Source organism: Abiotrophia defectiva ATCC 49176 (genome assembly GCF_037041345.1).
GTDB lineage: Bacteria > Bacillota > Bacilli > Lactobacillales > Aerococcaceae > Abiotrophia.
Map to the genome: position 1 here is coordinate 621,536 of NZ_CP146287.1, position 25,099 is coordinate 646,634.

Annotated in this window: 22 protein-coding genes, 1 tRNA gene and 1 pseudogene; 16 read left to right on the forward strand and 8 right to left on the reverse strand. The window is 49.3% G+C overall.

What is annotated here, in order from left to right; translation table 11 throughout:
* Positions 1-34: 34 nt before the first annotated feature.
* The 8 genes from V7R82_RS02995 to V7R82_RS03030 all read left to right on the forward strand — a co-directional run bounded on the left by V7R82_RS02995 (position 35) and on the right by V7R82_RS03030 (position 10,912).
* Positions 35-2,503 (forward strand): heavy metal translocating P-type ATPase, encoded by a 2,469-nt coding sequence (locus V7R82_RS02995; RefSeq protein ID WP_338543314.1) that lies wholly within the window; start codon positions 35-37, stop codon positions 2,501-2,503.
* 36 nt (positions 2,504-2,539) lie between these two features.
* Complete coding sequence (locus V7R82_RS03000) at positions 2,540-2,713, forward strand: heavy metal-associated domain-containing protein (protein ID WP_338543316.1); 174 nt, start codon at positions 2,540-2,542, stop codon at positions 2,711-2,713.
* 451 nt (positions 2,714-3,164) lie between these two features.
* A complete protein-coding gene (locus V7R82_RS03005; RefSeq protein WP_338543318.1) occupies positions 3,165-3,593 on the forward strand; it encodes a DNA starvation/stationary phase protection protein in 429 nt (142 codons plus the stop codon).
* A gap of 159 nt (positions 3,594-3,752) precedes the next feature.
* Entirely contained in the window at positions 3,753-5,531 is a 1,779-nt protein-coding gene (locus tag V7R82_RS03010; protein WP_338543319.1) for a glycerophosphodiester phosphodiesterase, read from the forward strand.
* Between the two features lie 335 nt (positions 5,532-5,866).
* On the forward strand, positions 5,867-6,841 hold the full coding sequence (locus tag V7R82_RS03015; RefSeq protein WP_314692128.1) for an asparaginase: 975 nt from the start codon (positions 5,867-5,869) through the stop codon (positions 6,839-6,841).
* Between the two features lie 88 nt (positions 6,842-6,929).
* Positions 6,930-7,766 (forward strand): DivIVA domain-containing protein, encoded by an 837-nt coding sequence (locus tag V7R82_RS03020; protein WP_314692126.1) that lies wholly within the window; start codon positions 6,930-6,932, stop codon positions 7,764-7,766.
* A gap of 57 nt (positions 7,767-7,823) precedes the next feature.
* Positions 7,824-9,398: a peptide chain release factor 3 gene (locus V7R82_RS03025; protein WP_314395248.1), complete on the forward strand. Its 1,575-nt coding sequence runs from the start codon at positions 7,824-7,826 to the stop codon at positions 9,396-9,398.
* Between the two features lie 29 nt (positions 9,399-9,427).
* A complete protein-coding gene (locus tag V7R82_RS03030; protein WP_314692124.1) occupies positions 9,428-10,912 on the forward strand; it encodes a nicotinate phosphoribosyltransferase in 1,485 nt (494 codons plus the stop codon).
* Positions 10,913-10,990: 78 nt separating this feature from the next.
* Here the strand turns inward: V7R82_RS03030 and V7R82_RS03035 are convergent, their stop codons facing one another.
* Positions 10,991-11,269 carry a DUF1827 family protein gene (locus tag V7R82_RS03035; protein ID WP_035364153.1) on the reverse strand — a complete coding sequence of 93 codons (279 nt, stop codon included), beginning with the start codon at positions 11,267-11,269 and terminating at the stop codon, positions 10,991-10,993.
* Between the two features lie 274 nt (positions 11,270-11,543).
* On the opposite strand from V7R82_RS03035, the gene V7R82_RS03040 reads away from it, so the two are divergent.
* The 3 genes from V7R82_RS03040 (at position 11,544) to V7R82_RS03050 (ending at position 13,891) form a co-directional block, all read left to right on the forward strand.
* Positions 11,544-11,810 carry a phosphocarrier protein HPr gene (locus tag V7R82_RS03040; protein WP_023391747.1) on the forward strand — a complete coding sequence of 89 codons (267 nt, stop codon included), beginning with the start codon at positions 11,544-11,546 and terminating at the stop codon, positions 11,808-11,810.
* The gene (gene ptsP, locus V7R82_RS03045; RefSeq protein WP_314329501.1) at positions 11,810-13,546 is read left to right on the forward strand and encodes a phosphoenolpyruvate--protein phosphotransferase; all 1,737 of its coding nucleotides are present in this window, start codon (positions 11,810-11,812) and stop codon (positions 13,544-13,546) included. The genes V7R82_RS03040 and ptsP overlap by 1 nt, the downstream gene beginning before the upstream one ends.
* Before the next feature lie 271 nt (positions 13,547-13,817).
* Positions 13,818-13,891, forward strand: a tRNA-Arg gene (locus tag V7R82_RS03050).
* 60 nt (positions 13,892-13,951) lie between these two features.
* On the opposite strand, the gene V7R82_RS03055 is transcribed toward V7R82_RS03050, so the two are convergent.
* Both V7R82_RS03055 and V7R82_RS09615 read right to left on the reverse strand, forming a co-directional pair.
* Positions 13,952-14,542: a site-specific integrase gene (locus V7R82_RS03055; protein WP_338543327.1), complete on the reverse strand. Its 591-nt coding sequence runs from the start codon at positions 14,540-14,542 to the stop codon at positions 13,952-13,954.
* Positions 14,543-14,909: 367 nt separating this feature from the next.
* Positions 14,910-15,089: an Arm DNA-binding domain-containing protein gene (locus tag V7R82_RS09615; protein ID WP_422388387.1), complete on the reverse strand. Its 180-nt coding sequence runs from the start codon at positions 15,087-15,089 to the stop codon at positions 14,910-14,912.
* A 226-nt stretch (positions 15,090-15,315) separates the two neighbouring features.
* Here V7R82_RS09615 and tnpA point away from each other — a divergent pair.
* Positions 15,316-15,789: pseudogene (gene tnpA, locus V7R82_RS03060) on the forward strand (IS200/IS605 family transposase).
* 132 nt (positions 15,790-15,921) lie between these two features.
* Here the strand turns inward: tnpA and V7R82_RS03065 are convergent.
* The 4 genes from V7R82_RS03065 to V7R82_RS03075 form a co-directional block, all read right to left on the reverse strand.
* On the reverse strand, positions 15,922-16,938 hold the full coding sequence (locus V7R82_RS03065) for an Abi family protein (RefSeq protein ID WP_314692120.1): 1,017 nt from the start codon (positions 16,936-16,938) through the stop codon (positions 15,922-15,924).
* A 119-nt stretch (positions 16,939-17,057) separates the two neighbouring features.
* Positions 17,058-17,429 (reverse strand): hypothetical protein, encoded by a 372-nt coding sequence (locus V7R82_RS03070; protein WP_314692118.1) that lies wholly within the window; start codon positions 17,427-17,429, stop codon positions 17,058-17,060.
* On the reverse strand, positions 17,413-17,856 hold the full coding sequence (locus tag V7R82_RS09620; protein WP_399499703.1) for an ImmA/IrrE family metallo-endopeptidase: 444 nt from the start codon (positions 17,854-17,856) through the stop codon (positions 17,413-17,415). Before V7R82_RS09620 ends, V7R82_RS03070 begins: the two co-directional genes overlap by 17 nt.
* An 11-nt stretch (positions 17,857-17,867) precedes the next feature.
* Entirely contained in the window at positions 17,868-18,233 is a 366-nt protein-coding gene (locus tag V7R82_RS03075) for a helix-turn-helix transcriptional regulator (RefSeq protein WP_338543330.1), read from the reverse strand.
* A 334-nt stretch (positions 18,234-18,567) separates the two neighbouring features.
* Here V7R82_RS03075 and V7R82_RS03080 point away from each other — a divergent pair, with 334 nt between their 5' ends.
* Positions 18,568-18,753: a hypothetical protein gene (locus V7R82_RS03080; protein ID WP_314692114.1), complete on the forward strand. Its 186-nt coding sequence runs from the start codon at positions 18,568-18,570 to the stop codon at positions 18,751-18,753.
* 637 nt (positions 18,754-19,390) lie between these two features.
* On the opposite strand, the gene V7R82_RS03090 is transcribed toward V7R82_RS03080, so the two are convergent.
* On the reverse strand, positions 19,391-19,825 hold the full coding sequence (locus tag V7R82_RS03090; protein ID WP_314692112.1) for a PH domain-containing protein: 435 nt from the start codon (positions 19,823-19,825) through the stop codon (positions 19,391-19,393).
* A gap of 159 nt (positions 19,826-19,984) precedes the next feature.
* On the opposite strand from V7R82_RS03090, the gene V7R82_RS03095 reads away from it, so the two are divergent.
* Genes V7R82_RS03095 through V7R82_RS03105 form a run of 3 tightly spaced genes read left to right on the forward strand, consistent with a single transcriptional unit; the run spans position 19,985 to position 24,997 of the window.
* Positions 19,985-21,340, forward strand: coding sequence for a hypothetical protein (locus V7R82_RS03095; protein ID WP_338543333.1), 1,356 nt, complete (start codon positions 19,985-19,987; stop codon positions 21,338-21,340).
* A 5-nt stretch (positions 21,341-21,345) separates the two neighbouring features.
* Positions 21,346-23,178: a molecular chaperone HscC gene (locus tag V7R82_RS03100; RefSeq protein WP_291427503.1), complete on the forward strand. Its 1,833-nt coding sequence runs from the start codon at positions 21,346-21,348 to the stop codon at positions 23,176-23,178.
* Positions 23,171-24,997: a DnaJ domain-containing protein gene (locus tag V7R82_RS03105; protein WP_314692109.1), complete on the forward strand. Its 1,827-nt coding sequence runs from the start codon at positions 23,171-23,173 to the stop codon at positions 24,995-24,997. Before V7R82_RS03100 ends, V7R82_RS03105 begins: the two co-directional genes overlap by 8 nt.
* Positions 24,998-25,099 lie beyond the last annotated feature (102 nt).

The window sequence follows — 25,099 nt, forward strand, 5'->3', positions numbered from 1 at the left end:
ATCTTGACGATTTGGATTGAGGAAGGTGATGACCATGTCACAAGAATATGCGATTCAAGGCTTGTCTTGCGCTTCTTGTGCCCATGCAGTGGAAGTGGCCCTGCAGGCTGTGGCAGGCGTCCAGTCTGCCCATGTTAACTTAGCAACTGAAAAAGTAGTCGTAGAGGCGGACGCCGAGGTCTGCCCTCTAGTCATGCAAGCAGCGGTTCAGGCGGCGGGTTATAATTTAGTCCTGCCCCTGGTGACACAGAACTTTGCCGTGTCGGGTCTGTCCTGCGCTTCCTGTGCTGCCAATTTGGAGGCGGCTGTGGGACGCTTAGCAGGTCTGGCCTCAGCCGTAGTGAATTTTGCCACCCAAGTCTTGACGGTGACCTATCCACTTGGCGCCATCGATGTAGAGCAAATTAGTCAGGCCGTGGAAGCAGCTGGCTATCATGCCCAGTTATTGACGGATCAAGCAAGTGCCAGCCAAGCGCAAATCCAGCAAGAGGCGGATCAGGCGGCCCAAGCCAAGGCCAGCCACCAAGCAGCCCTCTGGCGTCGTTTCTGGCAGTCGGCCATTTTCGCCTTGCCACTGCTCTGTCTAGCCATGGCCGAAATGGTAGGCCTGACCCTACCAACTTGGCTCAGCCATCGCGGAGGTGGTCAGCTCTTTGTTAGTCTGCAGCTGGCCTTGACCCTGCCTATTCTCTGGCTGGGGCGGTCCTTCTTCCTAAATGGCTTCAAGCATTTGGTCAAGGGCCATCCTAATATGGATTCTCTGGTGGCCCTGGGAACGAGTGCGGCGGTAGCCTATAGCCTCTATAGTAGTATTCAGGTCTGGTTGGGCAACCACCATGCGACCATGTCTCTCTATTATGAGTCAGCCGGCGTCATCCTGACCCTGGTAACACTGGGTAAATATTTCGAAGCCCGGTCCAAGGGCCAGACCTCAGCTGCCATTCAGGCCCTGATTAAGCTGGCCCCTCAAGAGGCTCAGGTCTTACGAGAGGGCCAGGAAGTGACCCTGCCACTGGACCAAGTCCAAGTGGGCGACCTAGTTCGGGTCCGTCCAGGTCAAAAGATTCCAGTCGACGGCCGGGTAGTGGAGGGCCAATCCTGGGTGGACGAGTCCATGTTGACCGGCGAGAGCCTGCCGGTTGCCAAAAAGGTAGGTGACCAAGTGGTGGGCGCCAGCCTCAACCAGCAAGGGTCTTTAATTGTTGAAACCAATAAAGTGGGCCAAGACACCACCTTGGCGCAGATTATTCATTTAGTCCAAGCAGCTCAAGGCTCTAAAGCGCCTATTGCCCAATTGGCTGACCGGGTTTCGGCTGTCTTCGTGCCGGTCGTGATGACCTTGGCTCTAGTGGCTGGTCTGGCCTGGTACCTGATTGGCGGCCAGTCCTGGGGCTTTGCCTTGACCATTAGCATTGCAGTCCTGGTCATTGCCTGCCCATGTGCGCTGGGTCTGGCCACGCCAACCGCTATTATGGTGGGAACTGGTAAGGGGGCCGAGCAGGGCATCCTGATTAAGTCCGGGACCGCCCTGGAAATGGCCCATCAAGTGAATGCCGTGGTCCTAGATAAGACGGGGACCCTGACCCAGGGCCAACCCCAAGTGACCGATGTCCTGCCTCTAACAGGCTGGACGCCAGATCAGTTACTGGCCTTGGCAGCTGCGGCTGAAGTTAACTCTGAGCACCCACTGGGTCAGGCCATTGTGGCCGGTGCCTGTGAGCGGGAGCTGGCTTTGCCTGAAGTGACCAACTTCCAGTCCTTAACTGGATATGGAATTCGGGTCCTAAATGGCAAGAACTTCTATTTCTTAGGCAATCGACGCATGATGCAAGAAATTGGCCTGGACTTGAGCCTGGCAGAAGAGCTAGCCGCGACTTTGGCGGCTGCGGGTAAGACGCCAATTTATGTAGGTAATAGAGAAGAAATTATAGGCCTGATTGCGGTGGCCGACCCGCTCAAGGCGACCAGTCCAGAAGCTGTCCGCCGCCTCAAGGCCATGGGCTTGCAGGTTATTATGTTGACGGGCGACAATGCCAAGACGGCGCAGGCTTTGGCTGCAGAAGCTGGCATTGACCAAGTCATTAGTGACGTTCTGCCTGCTGACAAGGCCCAGGTAGTGGCCGATTTGCAGGCGCAAGGACTCAAGGTGGCCATGGTAGGAGACGGCATCAATGATGCGCCTGCTCTGGCTCAGGCAGATGTGGGCTTGGCCATTGGCCGGGGGACGGACGTCGCCATTGAGTCGGCTGATATGGTCCTCATGGGATCTGATTTGACCAGTGTGGCGACCGCCATCAAGCTCAGTCAGGCCACCATCCGCAATATTAAGGAGAACCTATTCTGGGCCTTTGCCTACAATGTACTAGGTATCCCGGTAGCCATGGGGGTCTTGCACCTCTTTGGCGGGCCGCTCCTCAACCCTATGTTGGCGGGCGCGGCCATGAGCTTCAGCTCCGTCTCCGTCATTGTCAATGCCTTGCGACTGCGTCGTTTTAAGGCATAGGTTTAAAAGGGGAGTTGAACTTATCTTGTAGAAGCCATGAAATGTGCTGGCTGCGCCAAGAATATTGAGAACCTACTTAGCCAGCTAGCCGGCGTCCAAGCCGTAAGCACTGATCTGGTCAGCAAAAGCGTGACCGTCACCGGTCAGGTAGACCAAGCCAGCTTGCAAGAAGCCTTGGCGCAAACTAAATATGTCCTGGCTACTAAGTAGTTGGGTTAAGGAGGAAGACTAGCTCTATGGGGCTAGTCTTTTTTGCTTGGGTTTGGGGAAGGAAGGGAGCCCGACCTTGGGAGCTAGTGGTCCACTCTGGAGAGTGGACCACTAGCTGGGATGAAAAGGCTGGGAAAGGGCCGGAAGCCGGGGAAAGAGGCAGAGCCAGTGGCCCACTTTGAAGAGTGGACCACTAGCTGGGGCGAAAAGGCCGGGAAAGGGCTGGAAACTGGGGAAAGAGTCAGAGCCAGTGGTCCACTTTGAAGAGTGGACCACTGGCTGGGGTGGCTTGCCTTTCTTGGCCTTGCTCAGTCTGCTCTTCTAATAACAAGACCTAGGTTTATATGATTATCAATAAAAAGTGCATATTCCTTGCTTTGCTATCTGAGAGGTCTATAATGGAAGATAGAGATAGGGAAATCCTATCAAAAAAGTAAAGGAGTGTTTGATTATGTCAACCGTTCAACGTCTTAACGAAATCACAGCCAACTTAGGTGTTTTATATGCGAAATTGCATCAACACCACTTCTATGTAAAAGGCCAGGAATTCTACAAATTGCACGAACTTTTCGAAACGCAATATAACGAAGTTCACGAACAATTTGACGAAGTTGCAGAACGCATCCTGATGATTGGCGGCAAGCCAGTCTCAACTTTAGGTGAATTCTTAGCCTTGGCAACTATCAAGGAAGCACCATACACGACTGAAAAAACAGGCCGTCAAATGGTCGAAGAAACAGTTGCCGACTTCGAGCTCTTCCGCACTCAATTGGAAGAAGCTATCCACTCTGACATCGACGAAGTCAGCCAAGACCTCTTGATTGGTATGAAAGCTGTCTACGACAAGCACTTGTGGACCATGAAGGCTTACTTGGGCTAAAAAATATCAAATGAAGGAGTTGCGAGCCGTCTTCCGGCTCCTTTTTTTGCGCTTATTTTTGGCTAATGGCCCTATGATTTTTATCACTTTTATGTTAGGCTAAACGAGACCCAGTTCTCGGGACTGGATAAGTTTAGATTAAGATAATGAGGAAGTTCTATGTCACCTACCCTTACACACCAAAAAGCCCAACCCATCCGCCAGACCCTAACTTTGATTAGGCGCCATGCCTTTGTCCTACTGTCCATGGGGACGGCCCTGCAATTCCTAGTCAGTGGGCTGGGGGCCGGGCTGCTGGTCTATCTCTTCCGGCTGGCTCTGATAGCAGCCGACCAGACCAACCTGGACAAAAACAATATTAGTCATCTGCTGGCTAACCCGCTCTCTATTGGGATTCTGCTGGTCCTGGGGGCGGTCTTTGCCTTGCTCTTCTACCTGGAACTGTCGGCCATAGCATATGTGATTGATGCCTGTCGCCAGGGCAAACGCCTGTCCTATCGAGGTTTGCTGACCCATTCCCTGGGCCGGCTCAAATCCTTGACCGGGTTGGACTTTGTTAGTTTTTTTGGCTATTTGCTCATTACCTTGCCAGTCAGTGGCTTGGTCCTCGAGTCCAGTCTGACGGAGGGCATTTATGTGCCGGAATTCATTACGGGTGAATTGATGAAGACCCCCATGGGGACGGTTATGGTGGGGCTGGTTTTTCTAGTCCTATCCTATCTCAACCTGCGTCTGATTTACACGGTTCCCCTCATGGTCATTGGCGACCAGGCCTTCTCCCAATCGCTTAAAATGAGTTGGCAGGCCACGCGCCAGGGCAAGCGCAAGCTAGTGGGCGCCTTGCTGGGCTTTGAAGTAATCCTGGCTATCTTGGGCTTTCTATTTATTATTCTAGGTGCCAGCCTAGCCTTCCTAATCAATACAAAGGGCGATAATCTTTGGTTCCAGGCCGGCGTCCTGACCCTCTATCGGGGCGTCAACTTTGCCTTTGGCCTCTTCACCAAGGTGGGCGTCATGTCCATTCTCTTGATTTTCTTGGGGCGGCCTTTGGAAAGTCAGCCTTACTTGCTAGCCCAGGCCAAGGGCAAACGCGGTTGGCGCTTCTATCTGCTGCTAGCCTTGCTGGGAGCCATGGCCTATGGGTCGGCTGCCTTTGAAGTCTTTTCTGGCGGTCTTAACAGCAAGCAGCAAGTCGTGGCCCATCGGGGCTATGTGGCCGAGGGAGTGGAGAATACCATTCCCGCCCTGGAAGCGGCGGCTGCCCAAGGGGTAGACCAGGTAGAGATGGACATTCTGCTGACCAAGGATTTGCAGTTTGTGGTCATGCACGACTACAACCTCAAGCGCCTGGCTGGCATTGACCGCCGGGTTCAGGACATGACCCTGGCGGAAGTGGAGGGCTTGACCGTGCGCCAGGACGGCCTGGAGGCCACCATTCCTTCCTTTGACGCCTATGTCAAACGAGCCAAAGAACTGGGCATCAAGCTCCTGGTCGAGCTCAAGCCTCACGGGGGCGAGCCTGACAATTACGCTCAAATCTTTATCGACAAGATGCGCCAGCTGGGTGTGGAGACCCACTATAAGACCATGTCCTTGGACCTCAAGGTCATGGAAGAAATTGAGCGGCTGGCGCCAGAAATCGAGACGGGCTATGTCATTCCCATCCAGCTAGGGGGCTTTGGCGACAATCAGGTAGACTTCTTCGTCATCGAAGACTTCTCCTATCAGGACTACTTGGCTGACCAGGCCCACGACCAGGGCAAGGCCGTCTATGTCTGGACCATTAATGACAACGAGAAAATCCGTAAATACCTGCAAAAACCGGTCGATGCCATCATTACGGACCAGCCGGATCAAGTGGCTAGCATCAGACAAAAGCTCCAGTCCCATGAGGGCAACTACTTGGACTATCTGCTCCAGTTAGCTTCGGGTAACTAGCTGGATTGACTCAGGCTAACTAGCTCGCTTGGCATGGACTCACTTGCTAGATTGACTTAGGCTAATTAGCTCGGTTGGCTTAGATTCACTTGCCTAACTGGCCTTGTCTAACTCGTTTGGCTTTTTCAGCTGATGAGTGCGACTGGCTTGGGCTAACTCTTTTCCTAGTCAAGCCAATTGAAGCACACCTAAAAGAGGCCTCTGAGGCCTCTTTTTTTACAGGCTTAAGTCGGCTATTTGTAGGGAATTTGTTACAGACACTGGGGGGTATTCATGTTACAATAAGGGGTGCAAGTATTGTATAGCCGATTAGAGTCAAAGGAGGGAGGCAAGGGATGAAACGGATTGCCATATTAAACACAGGGGGAACCATCTCCATGAGCGAGGACCAGACCACTGGTAAGGTCTCGCCATCTTCCACCAATCCACTCAGCCAGGAAGGCAATCTCTTCCGTTCCTTGGCTGACTTAAGCATCATTGACTTCTTCCACCTGCCGTCACCCCATGTGACGCCCCAGCATATGTTGGAGCTTAAGAACTGGATTGAGGCCCACCAGGCCGATTTCGATGGGGTGGTCATCACCCACGGGACTGACACCCTGGAAGAGACGGCCTATTTCCTGGAGTTGACCCTGAATCTGGACATTCCGGTCATCATTACCGGGGCCATGCGTTCCAGCAATGAGATGGGTTCAGATGGCCTAGCCAATTTGCGGTCGGCCATCGTCACTGCCGTTGCTGACCAGTCACGAGGCAAAGGGGTCATGGTGGTCATGAACGAGGAAATTCACACGGCCACCTATGTGACCAAGACCCACACCACCAATGTGGCTACCTTCCAGACGCCAACCTTTGGCCCAAATGGGATTGTGTCTAAGAACCAGGTCCTCTACTTCCAGAAGTTGATCCATACCGAGCACTATGAGCTCCAAGCCCTGACCAAGCAAGTAGCCTTGCTCAAGGCTTACTCGGGCATGACGGCGGATTTGTTTGATCACATTGTGGACTCAGGCGCCTATGATGGTCTGGTCATTGAAGGGCTAGGGGCAGGCAACCTGCCACCTGCTAGCTTAGCTGGCCTTAAGAAGGTGCTGGCGGCTGGCCTGCCAGTGGTCATGGTGTCGCGGGCCTTCAACGGCATTACGGAAGATGTTTATGACTATGAAGGGGGCGGCAAGCAGCTGCGCCAAGCCGGGGTCATCTTCACCCAGGGCTTGAGCGGGGTCAAGGCTCGCATCAAGTTGCTGGTCTTGCTTAACAGCCAGACGCCGGTTAATATCGCCCAGGCCTTTCATTTAGGGGCAAAATAAGTGAAAAATTATCAAAAAAGGGATGCCAAGGCGCCGTTTTTTTGATAAACTAATAGGGACAGTTAGAATGAGTAGAAAGGTGACCCATATGAGTCAAGTAACCCATATTGGATTAAGCTTCTTCGGCTACAATCGTAGTCAGGTAGAACGCGTCATTGAATCCAAGGATCAGCGAATCAGTGAGCTCGAAAAGCAAGTCGCTGACATCCAAGCACAAGTGACCAAGCTGCAAGCAGACATGGTCAAATACCAGGACATGGAACAAGCCCTTAAGGACGGGATTGTGGATGCCCGCCGCACAGGTAACCAGATTGTCCAAGAATCGACGGAAGAGGCCCAACGCCTAGTCGATCAGACCAACCAACAAGTGGTCCAATACAAGGGAGAGTTCGCAGCCTACAGCCATGACTTGGTGGAAGGCGGGGCCCAACTTAAGGACCAGCTCAATGAGATGAAGGCCCAAATGATGACTATTTTGTCACAGTATGAAGCCATCCTCAAAGACACTGACTTTGATGCCCTCTATCCAGAGAAGGAAGTCAATCGCTTCAACATCCAGCTTCAGGAATATGTGGCCGACGACGGCTTTAGCCTTAAGGGTCGGGAAGATTTAAGCCACCTCTTACAGGACGGCAGCCTGACTGAAGAAGAGAAGCAAGAATTGAAGAAATTAATCCAGGAAGTGATGACGGTCGAGCCTAATCAAGAGGCGCCCCAATCGAACGCGTCATCAACATCTGCCAAAGATAAGCAAGACCAGGAGGACGACGCCTCCTCTCAGTTCCAAGCAGTCAAGAAAGTTGTCGGGTCTGATCAAGTCTATGAAGAAGCGCCCGTAGGGGAAGAGTCCTCCAGCTCAGTCAGCGATGCTGACCGCAAGCTCGTCCCTTTTAAACCCAAACACAACAAGAAGAAACGATCATAAGCCTCAAGTCCCGTGTCAATTAACCACGGGCTTTTGCTTACTAAGAAGGAGCCTAACATGAGTTTAACAAGTCAAGTAGCCAAGCGCCGGACCTTTGCCATTATTTCTCACCCGGACGCGGGGAAGACGACCATCACCGAGCAACTCCTGCTCTTCTCGGGAGCTATCCGGGAAGCCGGGACGGTCAAGGCCAAGGGGAAGCAATCTAAGAAATTCGCCAAGTCCGACTGGATGGAAATCGAAAAGCAACGGGGTATTTCCGTTACTTCTTCGGTTATGCAGGTGGACTATGATGGCTACCAAGTCAATATCCTGGACACCCCAGGGCACGAGGACTTCTCGGAAGATACCTATCGGACCCTGATGGCGGTGGATGCCGCGGTCATGGTGGTGGACTCAGGGAAGGGGATCGAGCCTCAGACCAAGAAACTCTTCGAAGTCTGCTCCATGCGTGGTATACCGATCTTCACCTTCATGAACAAGTTGGACCGAGACGGTCGGGAGCCCCTAGAATTGGTGGCGGAACTGGAAGAAGTCCTAGGCATTGATGCCTATCCGATGAACTGGCCAATGGGCATGGGGAAAAACTTACTGGGCCTCTACGACCTCTACAATAACCGGGTGGAACTACGCGGCTTAGACGGGGAAGAGGACAGCTATATTCCTCTAGATGAAGACGGGGAAGCCCAAGGTGACCATGCCTTCAAGCAATCTTCTATCTATTCTCAAGCCATGGAAGATGCCCAGCTATTGTTAGAAGCGGGTAATGCCTTCGACCGCGAGCTTATTAACCGGGGTAAGTTGACGCCTGTTTTCTTCGGGTCAGCCTTAACAGGTTTCGGGGTCCAAACCTTCTTTGATGCCTTTGTGGATTTGGCTCCAGCGCCAGCCGCAGTGGAGGCAGAGGAAGAGGTAGTGGTTCAACCAACCGATCAACGCTTTACTGGCTTTATCTTCAAGATTCAGGCCAACATGAACCCAGCCCACCGCGACCGGATCGCCTTTGTCCGTATCTGCTCAGGTAAATTTGAGCAGGGCATGAACGTGACTCTCAACCGGACCAAGCGGACCATCCGCATGGCCCACACCACCCAATTCATGGCCGATAGCCGGGAAGAGGTGCAGGAAGCCGTTGCCGGGGACATTATTGGTCTCTATGATACAGGCAACCTACAGATTGGCGACACCCTCTACACGGGCAATGCCGGTCTGCAATTCAAGCCCCTGCCACAGTTTACGCCGGAACTCTTCATGAAGGTGACGCCTAAGAACGTCATGAAGCAGAAGTCCTTCCACAAGGGGATTGAGCAGCTGGTCCAAGAGGGGGCCATCCAGCTCTACAAGACCTACCATACCGAAGAATACATTATCGGGGCAGTCGGTCAGCTGCAATTTGAAGTCTTCCAGTACCGCCTCCTGCATGAATACAATGCGGAAGTGGATATGACCCCAATTGGCAACAAGATTGCCCGTTGGATTGACGAGAAGGACCTCAACCCTAACATGTCTTCCAGCCGTAACCTCTTGGCTAAGGACCGCTTCGGTCAGCCGGTCTTCTTGTTCGAGAACGCCTTTGCTGAAAATTGGTTCAAGGACAAGTATCCAGATATTGAATTGAAAAAATTACTCTAATCACTTGCTCATGGAAAGGAGCCAGGCCCATGAATACGCCAGTTACCCTCTTAGCAGACTTCTACAAACTCTCCCACCGGGAACAATACCCAGCCAAGACCGAATATGTCTACTCAGTCTTGACCCCACGTTCCAATGAACGGGCTCAATTTAGCCAACATGTGGTGGTCTTCGGAATCCAATACTATATCAAGGAATACTTGATCCGACGCTTCAACGAGGGCTTCTTCCAAAAGCCTAAGCGCCAAGTCATCGCCGACTATCAACGCTTCGTCAAGCATTCCTTAGGCTTGGACCCTGTCCCCGTGGCCCACTTGGAGGCCCTGCACGACCTGGGCTATCTGCCTATTAAAATCTCTGCCCTAGCTGAGGGGACTCGGGCGCCTATCAGGGTGCCAGTTTTGACTATCGAGAATACCCATCCGGACTTCTTCTGGTTGTCTAGCTATCTGGAAACCACCATGCTCAATACCCTCTGGTTGCCGATGACTAGCGCCACCGTGGCTGATGGCTACCGCCGGATTCTGGAGAGCTTCAGCCTGCAAACCACAGGTGGGGTCGAGGGCGTGGACTTCCAAGCCCATGACTTCGGTATGCGGGGCATGAGTTCGGAAATGACTTCGACCGTGTCAGGCGCGGCACATTTGCTAAGCTTCTTGGGTTCCGACACCATTCCAGCCGGTTGCTTCCATGAAGAATACTATGAGGCTGACTGTGAAAAGGCACCGATTATTATGAGTATTCCGGCCACTGAGCACAGCGTCATGTGTGCCTATGGCGAGGATAGCGAGCAAGAACTCTTCCGCCACCTGTTGACGGATGTCTATCCTAAGGGCTTTGTCAGCGTGGTGAGTGATAGTTGGGACTTCTGGCGCGTGGTAGGGGAATACCTGCCAGCCCTTAAGTCAGTCATTCTGGAACGTGATGGCCGCCTGGTCATCCGACCTGACTCTGGCGTGCCAGAAGACATCCTCTGTGGGACGGTTCCAGGCTTTGGCAAGGGCCAAACGCCAGAAGAAAAGGGGCTGATTGAGTGCCTCTGGGATACCTTCGGCGGCCAGGTCAATGACTTGGGCTACAAGGTGCTAGATCCTCATATCGGGGCTATCTATGGCGACTCCATTACCCTGGAACGGGCCCAACTTATCTTAGAGCGCTTGGCAGCCAAAGGCTTTGCCAGCTCCAACGTGGTCTTCGGCATTGGCAGCCGGTCCTATCAATCTATGACCCGGGACTCCTTCGGCTTCGCCCTCAAGGCGACCTCTGTGGTCATCGACGGTCAGGAAAAGGCCATCTTCAAGGCGCCTAAGACCGACAAGGGCGGCACCAAGAAGTCGCAAAAGGGTCGGGTGCGGGTTTACCGCAATGACCAAGGTCAGCTGACCTACGAAGACGGCCATACCCGCGAAAGCTTGGCAGGCTGCGACAACCTCTTGCTGCCAGTCTTCGAGAACGGCCGCCTCTTGCGCCGGACTTGTCTAGAAGACATTCGCCAGCTCCTAAAGAATAAGTAATATATAGAAGCAAAAGAGACTGAAAGTTGGCCTTTCAGTCTCTTATTTTTTTATTTATATAAGAAAAAAACCGCCTGCTTATAGGCGGAGTTCTAACTCGACAAAGTTGTGGGCCTCTAGGATTTCGACATTGTCACGGTTGTTTTGCTGGAAGAGCTTGGCAATGGCAAAATCAATTTCCTTGGCGCGCACAGGGCGGTTCTTATTGATGACGATGATGTTCTTGTGGGTTGGGGCAGCTGAATAGAAGACGGTTGTGGGACCTAGGGTGTAGACCTTAACAATGGATGCGTCCGAACATTCTAGCTGTTTAGTGACCAAGTCATAATGACTATTGGTGACGTCAATCATTTTCATACGAGACCCTCCTTTATTCTATTATAAGCCTTTTCAAACCAAAAATATAGGGGAATTTCTAGAAAAAAACCGCAAAGAGACATTTTCATGATAAAAAGCGACTAGGATGGGGCCAAATTAGGAAAGCGTTTAAAAAATTTTCGTCTTTAGGGTCATTTTTTCATGCTAGACGGTTGTTCTATCGGGAAAAAAATGTTATCCTAGTACGTGAAGAGATGTAATCGCCATTACATCCTCATCTTCTAAACTATTTTTTCAAAGGAGTTTTTTTGATATGGAAAAGAAAGAATTTCACGTTGTAGCTGAAACAGGGATTCACGCACGTCCAGCAACTTTGTTGGTACAAACTGCAAGCAAATTCTCTGCTGATTTAAACTTAGAATACAAAGGTAAATCTGTTAACTTGAAATCCATCATGGGTGTTATGTCATTAGGCGTAGGCCAAGGCGCTGACGTAACCATTACGGCAGAAGGTGCTGACGAAAAAGAAGCGCTTGAAGCAGTAACTGAAACTATGAAAAAAGAAGGCTTGGCTGAGTAATGACATACTTAGCGGGTATTGCAGCGAGTGATGGGATTGCCATCGCTCCTGCTTATTTATTAACGGAGCCAGATTTGAGCTTTGAGCGAGTAGCCGTAGCAGACACTGACGCCGAAGTTGCGCGTTTGGATGCTGCCTTGGCTCAAGCCAAAGAAGAGATCACTGCCATTCGTGACTTGGCATTAGACGCTTTAGGCGAACACGAGGCACAGGTCTTTGAAGCTCACTTGTTGGTATTAGGCGACCCAGAATTAACTGACCAAATCAAAAATACTATCCGTAACGAAAAGGTAAATGCGGAAGCAGCCTTGCGTGATGTAAGTGGCATGTTCATCCAATTGTTCAAATCAATGGAAGACAACCCATACATGCAAGAGCGTGCAGCCGACATCAAAGACGTATCTGAACGCGTACTTGCGGCCCTTTTAGGCGTCAAGTTACCAAGTCCAGCTACCATCTCTGAAGAAGCCATTGTCATTGCCCATGACTTGACTCCAAGTGACACGGCGCAATTGAACAAGAAATACGTTCGGGCCTTTGTAACAAATATTGGCGGACGCACGTCCCACTCAGCCATTATGGCGCGCTCTTTGGAAATTCCTGCCATTGTCGGGACCAAGGAAGTAACCCATGTGGTTAAGGATGGCGACTTACTGATTGTCGACGCCTTAGAAGGTAAAGTACTTGTTAACCCTAGCGAAGCGGAAGTAGCGGAATACCGCCAAAAAGCCCAAGCCTTCGCTGACCAAAAAGCAGAATGGGCAAAACTGGTCTCTGCACCATCCGTAACCAAAGACGGCAAACACGTGGAATTGGCTGCCAACATTGGGACACCAAAAGACGTAGCCGGTGTCTTGGCTAACGGTGGGGAAGCAGTCGGTCTCTACCGGACTGAGTTCCTCTACATGGACTCTGCTGATTTCCCAACTGAAGATGAACAATACGAAGCTTACAAGGCTGTATTGGAATCAATGGCTGGCAAGCCAGTAGTGGTACGTACCATGGATATCGGTGGTGACAAAGAGTTACCATACTTGGAATTACCACACGAAATGAACCCATTCTTGGGTTACCGGGCTATCCGGATTTCCTTGGACCAACGCGACATGTTCAAGACCCAATTGCGGGCTCTCTTACGCGCGTCTGTTCATGGTAACTTACGGATTATGTTCCCAATGATCGCGACCTTGAGCGAATTCCGTTCAGCTAAGTCCTTCTACGAAGAAGTCAAGGCTGAATTAGTCGCTGAAGGCGTGGCAGTAGCTGACGGCATCCAAGTCGGGATCATGATTGAGATTCCTGCTGCGGCTGTCTTGGCTCATCAATTTGCGAAGGAAGTAGACTTCTTCTCTATCGGGACCAACGACTTGATTCAATACACCATGGCGGCGGACCGGATGAACGAACAAGTCTCTTACCTCTACCAACCTTACAACCCATCTATCTTGACCTTGATCAAGCACGTCATCGACGCATCGCATGCTGAAGGCAAATGGACTGGTATGTGTGGGGAAATGGCTGGGGACCAAACGGCTGTGCCACTCCTCTTAGGGATGGGCTTAGACGAGTTCTCTATGTCAGCGACTTCTATCTTGAAGACTCGCTCCCTCTTAACCAAGTTGGACTCTCAAGAAATGAAAGCCTTGGCTGACAAAGCCATCAACGAGTGCACCACTGTTGATGAAGTAGAAGCCTTGGTAGCTGAAGCTGTTGCAAAGGCAACCGCTCAAGCATAATGCTCTGACCATTAGGAGACTAGGACTGCGGTCCTGGTCTCTTTTTGAGTGGGCTGGGAGACTGTGGACTTGGGAGCTGGCGAGGAGGGGAGGCTGGTACTCAAGTTAAGTAAAAGAGCCGTCCGGGAAGGGGCGCTTGCGAGGTCTCGGCATAGGACCAAGCTAGCCAATCTGCTAGCCAAGAAAAGGGGTCCGCCCAGGTCTGACAGACCTTGACAAAGCCCGCCCCATGCCGTAAAATAGATAGGTATTCGACTTGCGAATACAGTATGTCTCAGTAGCTCAGCTGGATAGAGCATTCGCCTTCTAAGCGAACGGTCGGGGGTTCGAATCCCTCCTGGGATGTAAAAGGTGTTGAAACACCAATGTTTTCAAGGGTTGGTGTCACGTATTTGTCACCGACCTTTATTTTTTATCCATTAAGTCGACAATTTTTCTATTAGGTGATTGTTTCAATTCATCTAATACATGATCATATACTTTTCTAATCATAGTTGTATCAGCGTGGCCAACCCGTTCCGCTACATGTTGGTCGTAAATGTCGTGGTTTAATAGATAGCTGACGTGCGAATGACGGAAGCCGTGTGTTGTAATTCTTGTTACTTGAACCTGCTCGCACAGCTTATCTAATACCTTTTGAACATTATTCCATGAGATAGGAACCTGCGTTGCACGATTGAAGAAGATGAACCCATTAGGGTTTATTTTTTTACTTCGAGGCAAGTTTTTGCGATCTTCCATTATCTCGTTTAAATACGTTGTGGTAGTAGGGTCAATGACAATATCACGCACACTGCTTTCATTTTTCGTCGTTTTAATCTGTTTGGTCTTAACGTAGTCCAGTGAATGTCTAATGTGTATGATGCGATTATCTAGGTCAATATCATCATTAGTTAAAGCCAAAATCTCACCAATGCGCATGCCAGTAGCGTGTTCCACAATAAACACATAAAGAGCGGTTCTATCAATCCGAATCCGATCATAAACAATCTGCATAAGAGTAGACATCTGTTCTTCAGATAAATATTTATTTTTGGCCTTACTCTCTTTTAGCGGATATTTTAACCTCGTACGAAGGGTCAATTTGGATCACGCCATTTCGAAAAGCATACTGCAGGCAGGCTTTCAGCTGGTGATGAAATTTCCGTGTGCTTTCCTTAGTTCGAGCTTGGCCATATTCGTCTAATTTCGACTGATAGACGGCATTCGTTATCTTGTTGATCGGCATTTGCCGTATAGCTGTTTAATCGTCCGAATGACTAATTGATAATTATCCTTGGTTCGTTCAGATAAATGATTCTCGCGTTTTAGCTTGTACCACTCGCTGAAATACTCAAAAAACGGCGTCTTAGCGTTCGATAAATCATAGCCGTTGAATAAAATCAGCTTCCACTTTTACGGCTACTGCATTCGCTTCAGCTTTGGTTCTGAAGCCACTTTTTGTGATCCATTTTCGTTTGCCGGCATCGTCGTAATACGACACACGGTAACGCCATGTTTTGCCAGCTTTCGATATATTTGCCATATATACCAATCCTTTCATTTGTGGTATAATAGAGCATATTAAATAGCCCTATAGGGTTGTTTTGATTACCACCACTCCGATTGTTTGGCGAAAGGGGGAGTGGTGTTTTTTTTTGTATTACGAAAACCACCAGCATTGCTGGTGGTTCCGGAGAGCTTATAGCGAGGTAAGCAAAAAGACCTCCCAAGTGGTAAACTTAGTGTAGGTTTCCCGACCACACAAAAAGAACCAGGGAGGTATCCTTATGAAAAAGGACAATGATAGTTTAGCACACACAAGTTGGAATTGTAAGTATTATATCGTGTTCGCGCCTAAGTATCGACTGCAAATCATATATGGGAAGTACAAGGCAACGATTGGCAGAATTGTCCGTGAATTATGCGAGCGTAAGGGCGTCACTATCCATGAAGCAAATGCCTACAAAGACCACATTCATATGTTAGTCAGTATCCCACCAAAACTAAGTGTTTCAAGCTTTATGGGGTATCTGAAAGGAAAAAGTAGTCTGATGATATTTGATCGATACGCCAATTTAAAGTACTGATATGGGAACCGCAAGTTTTGGTGTCGAGGCTATTTCGTGGATACAGTAGGCCGAAACAAGGAGAAGATAGAAGAATACATTCGGAATCAAGTTCGGGAGGACCAGGTAGCAGAACAACTGAGCTTATTCGAAGCGACGGATCCATTCACAGGAGAAAAGCATCGGAGAAAGTAAGCGAAGCTCTTTGAGAGCTAGCGAGGAAAAGTGGTGCAGGAGGGAAACCGATTCAGTAGGCCTTTAGGCCGTGGCCGGTAGCAGAGGCTTCCAGCCGCAGAGCAAACCGCCCGTTGTCACGGGCGGTTTTGATTAATTACTGTCAATATTTTTTACTAAAGGGTTGTCGATTTGTTCCAAGGTAGATATGATTTTATCTGTGATCTTAGATATAGACATTAAATATTTAATCAAATAAGGTATGTGCTTTTTAGTTAATTTTAAGTAAGTGGAAATTTCGTTTAACAATCTTCTTCGGTTGACATCATCGCTTAAAATAATAGTGGCAATCAAGACGTCTAATAATGTTGCACCGTCATTTTTTGAAGCCATATTTGTTCCATACTCTTTTGCTACTAAATGGCGTGGCAGCCTTGCACGTTCTAATAATGTTATTGAGCGGTTACCATGAGCCGTGTTATTTCGGTATTGATGCAAAATTTTTAGGCACGCAGCAAAAAGTTCTTTCTTTTCATCTGGAGTTAGCGCATTATTCTTAGAGAATAACATTTGGTTAACTATCTCGTCTTTCTTGTTGCCTTTTAAAATTTTGTACCAATTCACAGAGGTTGAAAAATATATGTTTTTTATAATGATCCAAGGCGGAATATGGTTTTTAGGTGGCTTACCGGTTTTGGCGTCTCCCTCTCTGTAAAATTTTGTAGGATTATTTTTAGTGTTCTTTAATTCTTTTTTTATTGAACTTATAGTACCACTAACTAAATCAGCCTTGCTACTCCCTGGATTTTTATAGTGCTTTTTATCGAGAAAATTATCTTGATGAACACCGTAGTCTCTTGCTACTAAATACGACAATTTGGTTTTAAGTGAGTTTTCCACCGCAATGACATACTTAAAAACAATCCCCTGCAACTCAGAATCAAATAAATGTAAATTATATAATCTTTCGATCGTAAATTCTTTTTTAAACCTTTCGAAATTACAGCGTTTATCTAGTAGTTCTTCTTTATATCCATTTATTAGGGAGTAGTAAGATACAGTTGATAAAATATGCTCATTTAATTTATCCTCGGCGTAAACCGTGATTCCTCTTGATTTTAGTATTTCTATTTGCTGTGAATAGGTTTTAAAAGGTTTATCATATTGCATAAATTAAATCCTTTCCCTCGTGTGCGCAAAAAAAGAGACAGAGTTTAGTCGCCCTGTCTCTTTTTTTAGCGTCCTCGCATAGACACCATTTCGATTATGGGCTAATTTTATCATTGTTTTTAGATGTCGTCAATAGATATGGCAAAATCTCCTATATTTATTTCGGGACTAGCTACTTTCTTTGGAAGTGGGTCGAGTTGGCTGTTATTTATTTTTAATTTCTCGCGATCGCGATAATCGAAATTTGAATCAGCGTAAAACTGTTCATCGTAATCTGGGGAACTAACACATATTGAAAAATTGGGAAATGTTTCGAGAACTTCAACTCGTGCTTTATTTACATAATACTTACCTAGAACAACACCATCTAAATCTTTTATTTCCTCAATAGACTCAGCAATATAGAATTCTTCCCCTGCATATATATGATCTCCCAATCCGCCGTTTAATACAATTCGTTTATTATCTATAATTCTAATGACTTGAAACATGTATATTATCTCCTTTTATATAAACCTTTCCAACTGATTTCCTAACCCAAAATTCCAGGACGGATTCATTGGGCATTTCGTTTAATTCATTGTACTGCCGGCGTAACAACTCGAATGCGAATCGGTGGGCTTCCGCTTCATTCTTGGATACCTGAACTGAACTGCCAAAGTTTCGCATGAACGGGGTGCTGGCCGACTGGTGCATAATACAATGACCTAATTCATGACACAAGGTGTATTCTTGCAACGGATCATTGATTAAGTCATTGATTATAATAGTGCTAAACCGGCTATTTCTGACCGTTAAGCCACATGTATCGCTATCCAAGGGTAAACGTAAGACATCAATCTTACGTTCCTTAGCGATGAGTTTTGAGTCGTGTGTGTCGAGCTTTTTGTATAATTTATCGACGTATTCGTCTATCAACTAATACCACCTCAGTTACGATATTTTTTCGGTGTGAACGCCTGTTTGGCTTTCTCCTTATTCAATTCCATCGCCATTTGAATCGCCGCACGTAAGGACGCCCGCGCTTCATCTGTCATAGGCTCTCCGTAGAAATTCACTTCCGCTTGCGTTGACAAGCCATCAAGCAACAAGTCTACTTCCTTTCCAATGTCTAACTTTTCTTTTTCCGTTAATTTATAGTACGGTTCATCTGTCCGGCCGAGCAAATAATCCGTAGACACCTCGAAATAATCGGCGACTTTTTGGAGTTTGTCGACTGATGGTCGGGATTTATCCCATCGGGCGATTGAACCGCCACTAAAATCTAAAATGCGCTCTAATTGTGCTATTGTCATATGTTTTCTCGTTATTAATTCTCTTACTCTATACAGTAATAGAGACATTTCGAACCACTCCTTAAAGCTTAACGAAAAAACATTTGAAAAAACAAAAAAGCGTTGACGGTTTGAAAATAATCAAATACACTAATCTCGTAAGCTAATTTGATAAGCAAACGAAAACAGCTTATAGAGTAATTAAATAAGTCCGCTAAGACAATAATTATTTGAGTTAACTCGTTAGCTTATTTAGTTAGCTTATTTCGTATGCTTACATAATCGCATATATTCAAACTGTTGTCAATGGTTTTGAATATATCGTTGGAAAATATCCAGGAAGGAGGTGGAGAGTGTGGAAATCCAAATCGGAAAAATCGTATTAGAAAACGTCAAAATAGGTGCCCCAAAAGAAGAAGTACCGACTGATTTGAACAAGAAGTTCAATAACTACCTTCTTGATATGATTCATCAGTTAGCCACTGATGATACAAGCGAAGAATCGTCAAAGACGCATGAGCAGAAACTACAGAAACCTTAATGGATTCTTCCGAATTTAAAGTTAGGCCTAACTTTTGTTGAGAATCCTTTAATTGTTTAATCTATTTGTTAGTGCTGATTGTGATATCCCATATTCTTTGATGAGTGAAGCTTGTGTTTTACCGTTGTGGTAAAGTTTCACGAGGGTTCGTTTGAAATCCTCGTCATAGTGATTTCTTGTGGACATAAAGATACCTCCTTGTGGTGTCTAATATAATGGTACATCTGTTTTCTAAATGTGTCTACTTTTATAAGTATAGTGCACAGATCGTTAATTCGCGCCCTGGTGAGATTAAAAAAGGCGGGTTATTCACCCGTCTTTTTTTGTCACTGTTTTTGTCACCGAAATTTTATTTTCTATGTTTTCCCATTCTTTTGAGATAGACAAAACGTACTTTCCTTCTATTATGTTACTGTAAAACATGACTAGGTAAATAGCTCCTGGGATGTTAAGCAAAAATCCTCTCTTGGACTAGGGTACAGGAGAGGATTTTTTTGCATGATAAGCTATGTGGAAGAAAGAAGAAGCCAACTAGGGCCGACTTCCATAAACCCGATAGAGCGGGCCAAGGACGAACCTTGTTTCATACTTACAACTTAACATTAGAAGAAGTAGAAGTCAAATTGGGTTAGTTAGTCTAATTATTCGCCCTTAGCCGGTTCTCATAGGCCAGTTTCATTAACATGGTATAGAGGGGGCCCATGTCATAGCGTTTGGGGAATTCCAGGGTCAGGGTCTGGCGGCTTTCGCTGTGAGCCTTGAGGCGGATGTTGTCCAGGTATTCAATGGTCAGTTCGCTGTCATCCAGCATGGCGCCAGCCGTTTCTAGCTCGACATTAATAATGTTCATGAGGAAGATGGTCTTATAGCGGGCCTTCTTGCCCGTAGTGCCTTGGCGGTCGACAAAGAGAATGCGGATATTGGTGAAGATGACCAGGTCCCGAATGAGGGCATAGCCCGCCTGGATTTCTTCCTTTTCAATCAATAGGTGGCCGTAGTCCTTGGCCAAGCTGTCTTTGGAGACCTCACTCATATTGCCGGATAGGCCTTGGAATAAATTGCCTAATACCATACTAATCCCTCCTTATGGATTCTTAGCTCTAGTATAGCAGACCCATGCCTTCCCTGCCCAAGAAAAGGCCCTAACTTTCAACTGGCCTCAATCTGTAGTACAATAGAAGCACGAAAATCAAGCAGGAAATATGACTGCGCGACGGAGGGGGCGACAGACATGTTAGCATATGAAATATTGGGCCTAGAGGGTCCCACAGAGGATGAGGCGGTCCTAGAGGCAGCCTATCGCCAACGCTATGAGGAGTGGCAGGGGGATGCCCAGGCCCTGGCCCAACTTGAGGCGGCCTATCAATGGGCCCTCAGCCAGCGGGGCGCTAGCCAAGACATCGCCAGCTTGTTTAATGACCTAGATGACCACTCTGAGAAAGAGGGGACAGACTGGACCGACTTTGACCTGGAAGCCTGGATGGCGTCAGGCCTGTCGGGCCAATTCAGCCAGCAGGTGGCTCATAATCGACTGGCCCAGAACCTGGCCGGGGTCAAAGCCCAATTCAATGACTGGTCAACCTGGCAGCAACTCCTAGTCGACCAAGCCAATAAGGACTGGCAGGTGCCCCAGGAAGACTTCCTGCTGGCCCTACAAGCGCTGCCCCTAGAATCATTAGAAAATAAACGGGTGCTCTATACCTTACTGGGCTATGTTCCCAGCCTCAAGGGCGAGCCTGAACTGACCCAAGCCCTTGGCCAGCGGGTCAATCAGCGCTGGCAGGAACTGGTGGGCAAGCCTTGGTACCCAACTAATCGTCGCATGCTCCTAGCGGGTCTGATTACGACCTTTGGTAGTCTGGCTTGCTTTGGTTTGCAGCTCTTAATCTGGTTAGGGATCATGATTTGGCCCCAAGCCTATGCCGTCTGGCTGCCCTTGGTGGCCAGCAATTCCTTAGTCTGCTACTGCTTGGAACTAGAGTATAGTACGGTCAACAACTGGGGCCATTTTCCTCATTACTTGGATGGCAGGGGCTACCGCTATCTGGCCCTGTCCAGTCTGCCCCTGGCCGGTTTCTATCTGGTCACCCTGATTTTAGGTGGCTTGGCGGTCTGGCAAGAGACCTGGCTGCCGGCCTTTGGCTGGACCTTTGGTCTACTGATGGTCTTAGTGGCGGTCCTGCTCTTGGCCCAGCGGGGCTTAGGTATGGGGGCCTTTCACTTCAAGAATCAGGTCTATGATGCGGGCCAACCCATCCTCTATCTGATTTTGGCCGCCCTGGTCCTAGTGACCTTGGTTGCCTGGTTCTTGCGCATGAGCCAGCCTAATTTTTCTATCTTCTTATTAAGTGGCTTCTATTTATATGTCAACGCCAAACTAGACCCGACCAAGAAGCCAGCGGGGCGCTACCTGCTTAACCAGGTCAGCTACCTGATCAGCGTCTCGGCCTTGCTGGTGGCTTGGCGACTCTATCAAGGTGCCTTCTGGCAGGTGCCCAACATTATCTGGTGGGTCATGGCCCTGACCTTAGTTCCCTACCTCGTGGGAACTTTGCTGGCCAGATTCCAATCGCGTGAAAAGGAGTAAGTATTATGACAGTTATCGGTATTGACTTAGGTACCACCAACAGCTTGGCGGTGGCCTATAGTGACGGGCAAGTTCGCATGATTCCCAATAGTTTTGGGGAATATCTGACCCCTAGCGTGGTCTACTACGACGGGTCGGAAATCCAAGTCGGCAAGATTGCCCGGGAGAAATTAGTGACCCATCCCCAAGACACCGCCCAACTCTTCAAGCTCCATATGGGGGCCAACCGCCAAATTACCCTATCCAAACGAGCCTTCCAGCCGGAAGAATTGTCAGCCTGTGTCCTCAAGCAGTTGGTGGCAGACGCCGAGGCCTTTCTAGGTCAGACGGTAACCGAGCTGGTTATTAGTGTGCCGGCTTACTTCAACGCGGAGCAACGCCAAGCCACTAAGAAGGCGGGCGAATTGCTAGGTCTCAAGGTAGAACGTCTCATTAATGAGCCGTCTGCAGCAGCCATTGCCTGTCACGAGGCAGATGAATTCGAGACCTTCGTGGTCTTCGACTTTGGGGGCGGGACCCTGGACGTGTCCGTGGTGGACTGCTTCGAAAATGTCATCTCCATTGCGGCTATTGCCGGGGATAACCACCTAGGCGGTAGCGACTTCGACCGATTGATTGCCCAATATGTTTGCCGCAAGGCTGGGACTAATTTTGAGGCTCTCAACCGCCGGACCCGCAACTCTTTGCTCTTGGCGGCAGAGCGGGTTAAGAAGCAATTGTCTGAATTTGAGTCAGTCAATATGCAGGTCCAACTGGAAGGCAAGTCCCATGAATATAAGATTACCAATGAATTATTGGCTGAAATCAGCCAGCCCCTCTTCAAACGCATGCGGGAAGTTATCCGCAAGGCCATTGTGGAAAGTAAGTTTGGCGCGGGCGAACTAGACCGCCTGATCTTGGTTGGGGGTTCTTCCTACATGCCAGTGGTCAATGACTACCTCAAGCGCCTACTTAACCTGCCAGTCGTTAGCGGTCAGAAGATGGACGAGTTAGTGGCCCTAGGTTTAGGTCAGTATATCGGTATCAAGACCCGGGCCCAAGAGGTTAAGGACTTGGTGGTGACCGACATTTGTCCTTTCTCCCTGTCTACTTCGGTTCACAACTATGTGGATGAGGACAAGGATTTGTCCGACGTCCTGATTGCGCGTAACTCCGTTCTGCCTAGCAGCAAGACCCAGATTTATTCGCCAGTCCGTAAGGATCAGCCAACTATTCGTTTCAAGGTCTACCAGGGGGAAGCCATGTATGCCAAGGACAATCTCTTCCTGGGCTCGGTTCAGTTGCCAGTGCCTAGCAATGTTGACGACCAGTCCTTTGCGGTCACTTATTCCTATGACATCAACTCTATCCTCTATGTGGAAATCAAGACCGTGGCCACCGACGAAGTCAAGACCTACAAGCTGGGCCCTAACAAGAGCCTGGTAGCGGTGGATGCCACTGATACCGCCCATAAGGAAATCAAGGAGCTAGCCCTACAATTGGCTAGCCAACCAGAGCGGGATGCCCTCTTTGAACGGGCCCTGCGTCTCTACCAAGAGTTGAGCTTGGAGCAACAGCAAGACTTACAACTGACTCTGATGCGCTTCTCCCGTCTCTTTGCCCGTTATCAGAACAACCTGCTTAAGAAGCGGCAGCTGCTGGATTCAACCAATGACTACCTAGACCACCTAGAGTGGGGCTTGGATGCCGGCATGGGCGATATCTTCCGGGATGTGGAGTCTGACTGGGATCAAGATTCGGATTGGGACCAAGAATTAGAAGCCGAGCTAGACCGGACCGTCATGGAATTCCTAAATGAGGATAGTGAAACTGAGGAAGGGGAGGATGCCCATGGCTAAGACGCCCTGGCAAGTCTTAGGGCTAAGCGGGCCAACTGCGGATAAGAAAGCCATTAAGCGGGCCTATGCCCAACAAGTTAAGCTCTACCATCCAGAGGAGCATCCGGAAGAATTCCAGGCCCTGCAGGCAGCCTATCAAGAGGCGCTCAAGCGGGCGACCGAGCTAGCGGCCCAAGAAAGCAGGGGGGCGGGGGCGGATTTTGCGGGTGGCAGGCCGGCAGCCAGTGTCCCTAGACCTGACAGTCAGCCTTCTGACGCTAGCGACCAGTCAGCAAGCAATGGCCCAAGCGCCACTAGCAAAGTCGGTAGCCAACCTGCTCATGCCAGCGAGCAGTCTAAGGCCAAACCGTCAGATCAGGGGCCAGCCCAGTCGGCTGACCAAAAGCCTAACCAGTCGTCCGGCCAAAAGCCTGGCCAGTCGCCCGGCCCAAGTGGCCAGACCAAGTCCCAGTGGCAAGCACCTAAGCAAGCGGAGCCTAGCTCTGAAACCAGCTTAGATTGGTCGGATGCCAATCAGGGGCCTGGGGACAGTACCAGCAGCCAGACTCTGTCCTGGTCAGCACCGCAAGACCAGGAGCCAGCCAGCCAGGCTCATTTAAGCTGGCAGGACCAGCCAGAGGACAGTCGCCAGTCGGGTAGCCTTAACTGGCAGGACCAGCCAGAGGACAGTCGTCAGTCGGGCAGCCTTAACTGGCAAGACCTAGCTGAAGAAGGCCGCCAATCGGGCAACCTCAGTTGGCAAGACCAAGCTGAGGAAGGCCGCCAATCAGGTAAGCTCAGCTGGGATGACAGCCAGTCCGATAGTTCTTTGGGGGACTTGGACGAGTTAGAGGCTGACGACCCCATTTTCTCTGAATTGGAAGAGCCCGAGCAGGGCCTTTTCCGCCAGGAGGAGTTGGAGCAGGACCCAGAGCCTGCGGACTACCAGCCGTCCATGGACTTCAACCTGGACTATCAAGTTGACATTCAGCAGCTTTTGGCCCCGCTCAGAGGCTTCCTGGATGACCAGGACCTAGAAGGGCTCATGACCAACCAAGCCCTCATGGCGCAAATTCGTCAGCATCACCAGGAAGAAGAATTAGACCGGGCCCTGACCCGCCTTGTCCTGACCCAGAATCGCCGCAAGCGCAAGCGGGTCAAGCAACTGGCCCAGCAATATGGCCTGACCCATTTGCTCAAGAAGAGCAAGCAGGGCTTCCGCCTGCCTTATTGGCCTATGTGGCGCCTAGTGCTTGCGGGGCTTGCCTTTTTACTGGCAGCGCTCTTCGGCCGCTTTAACGGTTCGGGTCCCAGCCATCCAATTCCGCCACGCAAACCGGCGGTCGATGTCGGCAAGTTGGCCGTCATTAGCTATGACCCTATTTCCATTCCGAGTTTTAGCCTGGACTTGTCCGGTCTAGATCAAATGGGGGAGAGTGGCCGTCTGGAAGGGCCAGAGGGCAATCAGAGCCTTTGGATTGGGGAAGAAGAGCGCCTGACCGGCATTAAGCAGGCTTGGTCGCTGACCCGGTCTGCCACCCTCTATCAGACCCAGTCCGGTTATGCCTTGCACTTACGGGCCAAGGACAAGCTGATCGACTTCAAGGACTACCAGGCCATGCGCCAGGTGACGGCCTTTAATGACCAGGGCACCCAGAAAACGGCCCTGATCGGCCAAGACAAGTCTAGCCAGCAATGGTACCTGGTGGACCTATCTTCGGGTCAGGTTCTGGCCGTCATTAGTGGGACGGCGCCTGAGTCAGGGGACACCAGCATAGGCGTCCACTACAGCCAGCAGGGCGACCTGGTTAAGGCCAAGTGGGAGCGCCTGCCCCAATAAGTTCGCAAGTCTTATAACTAGCCAGCAAGCCAGTCTTGCTGGCTTTTTTCATACAAATTATTTATCAGCTATTGCTGATAAAAGAAATAGATTTGACAATTT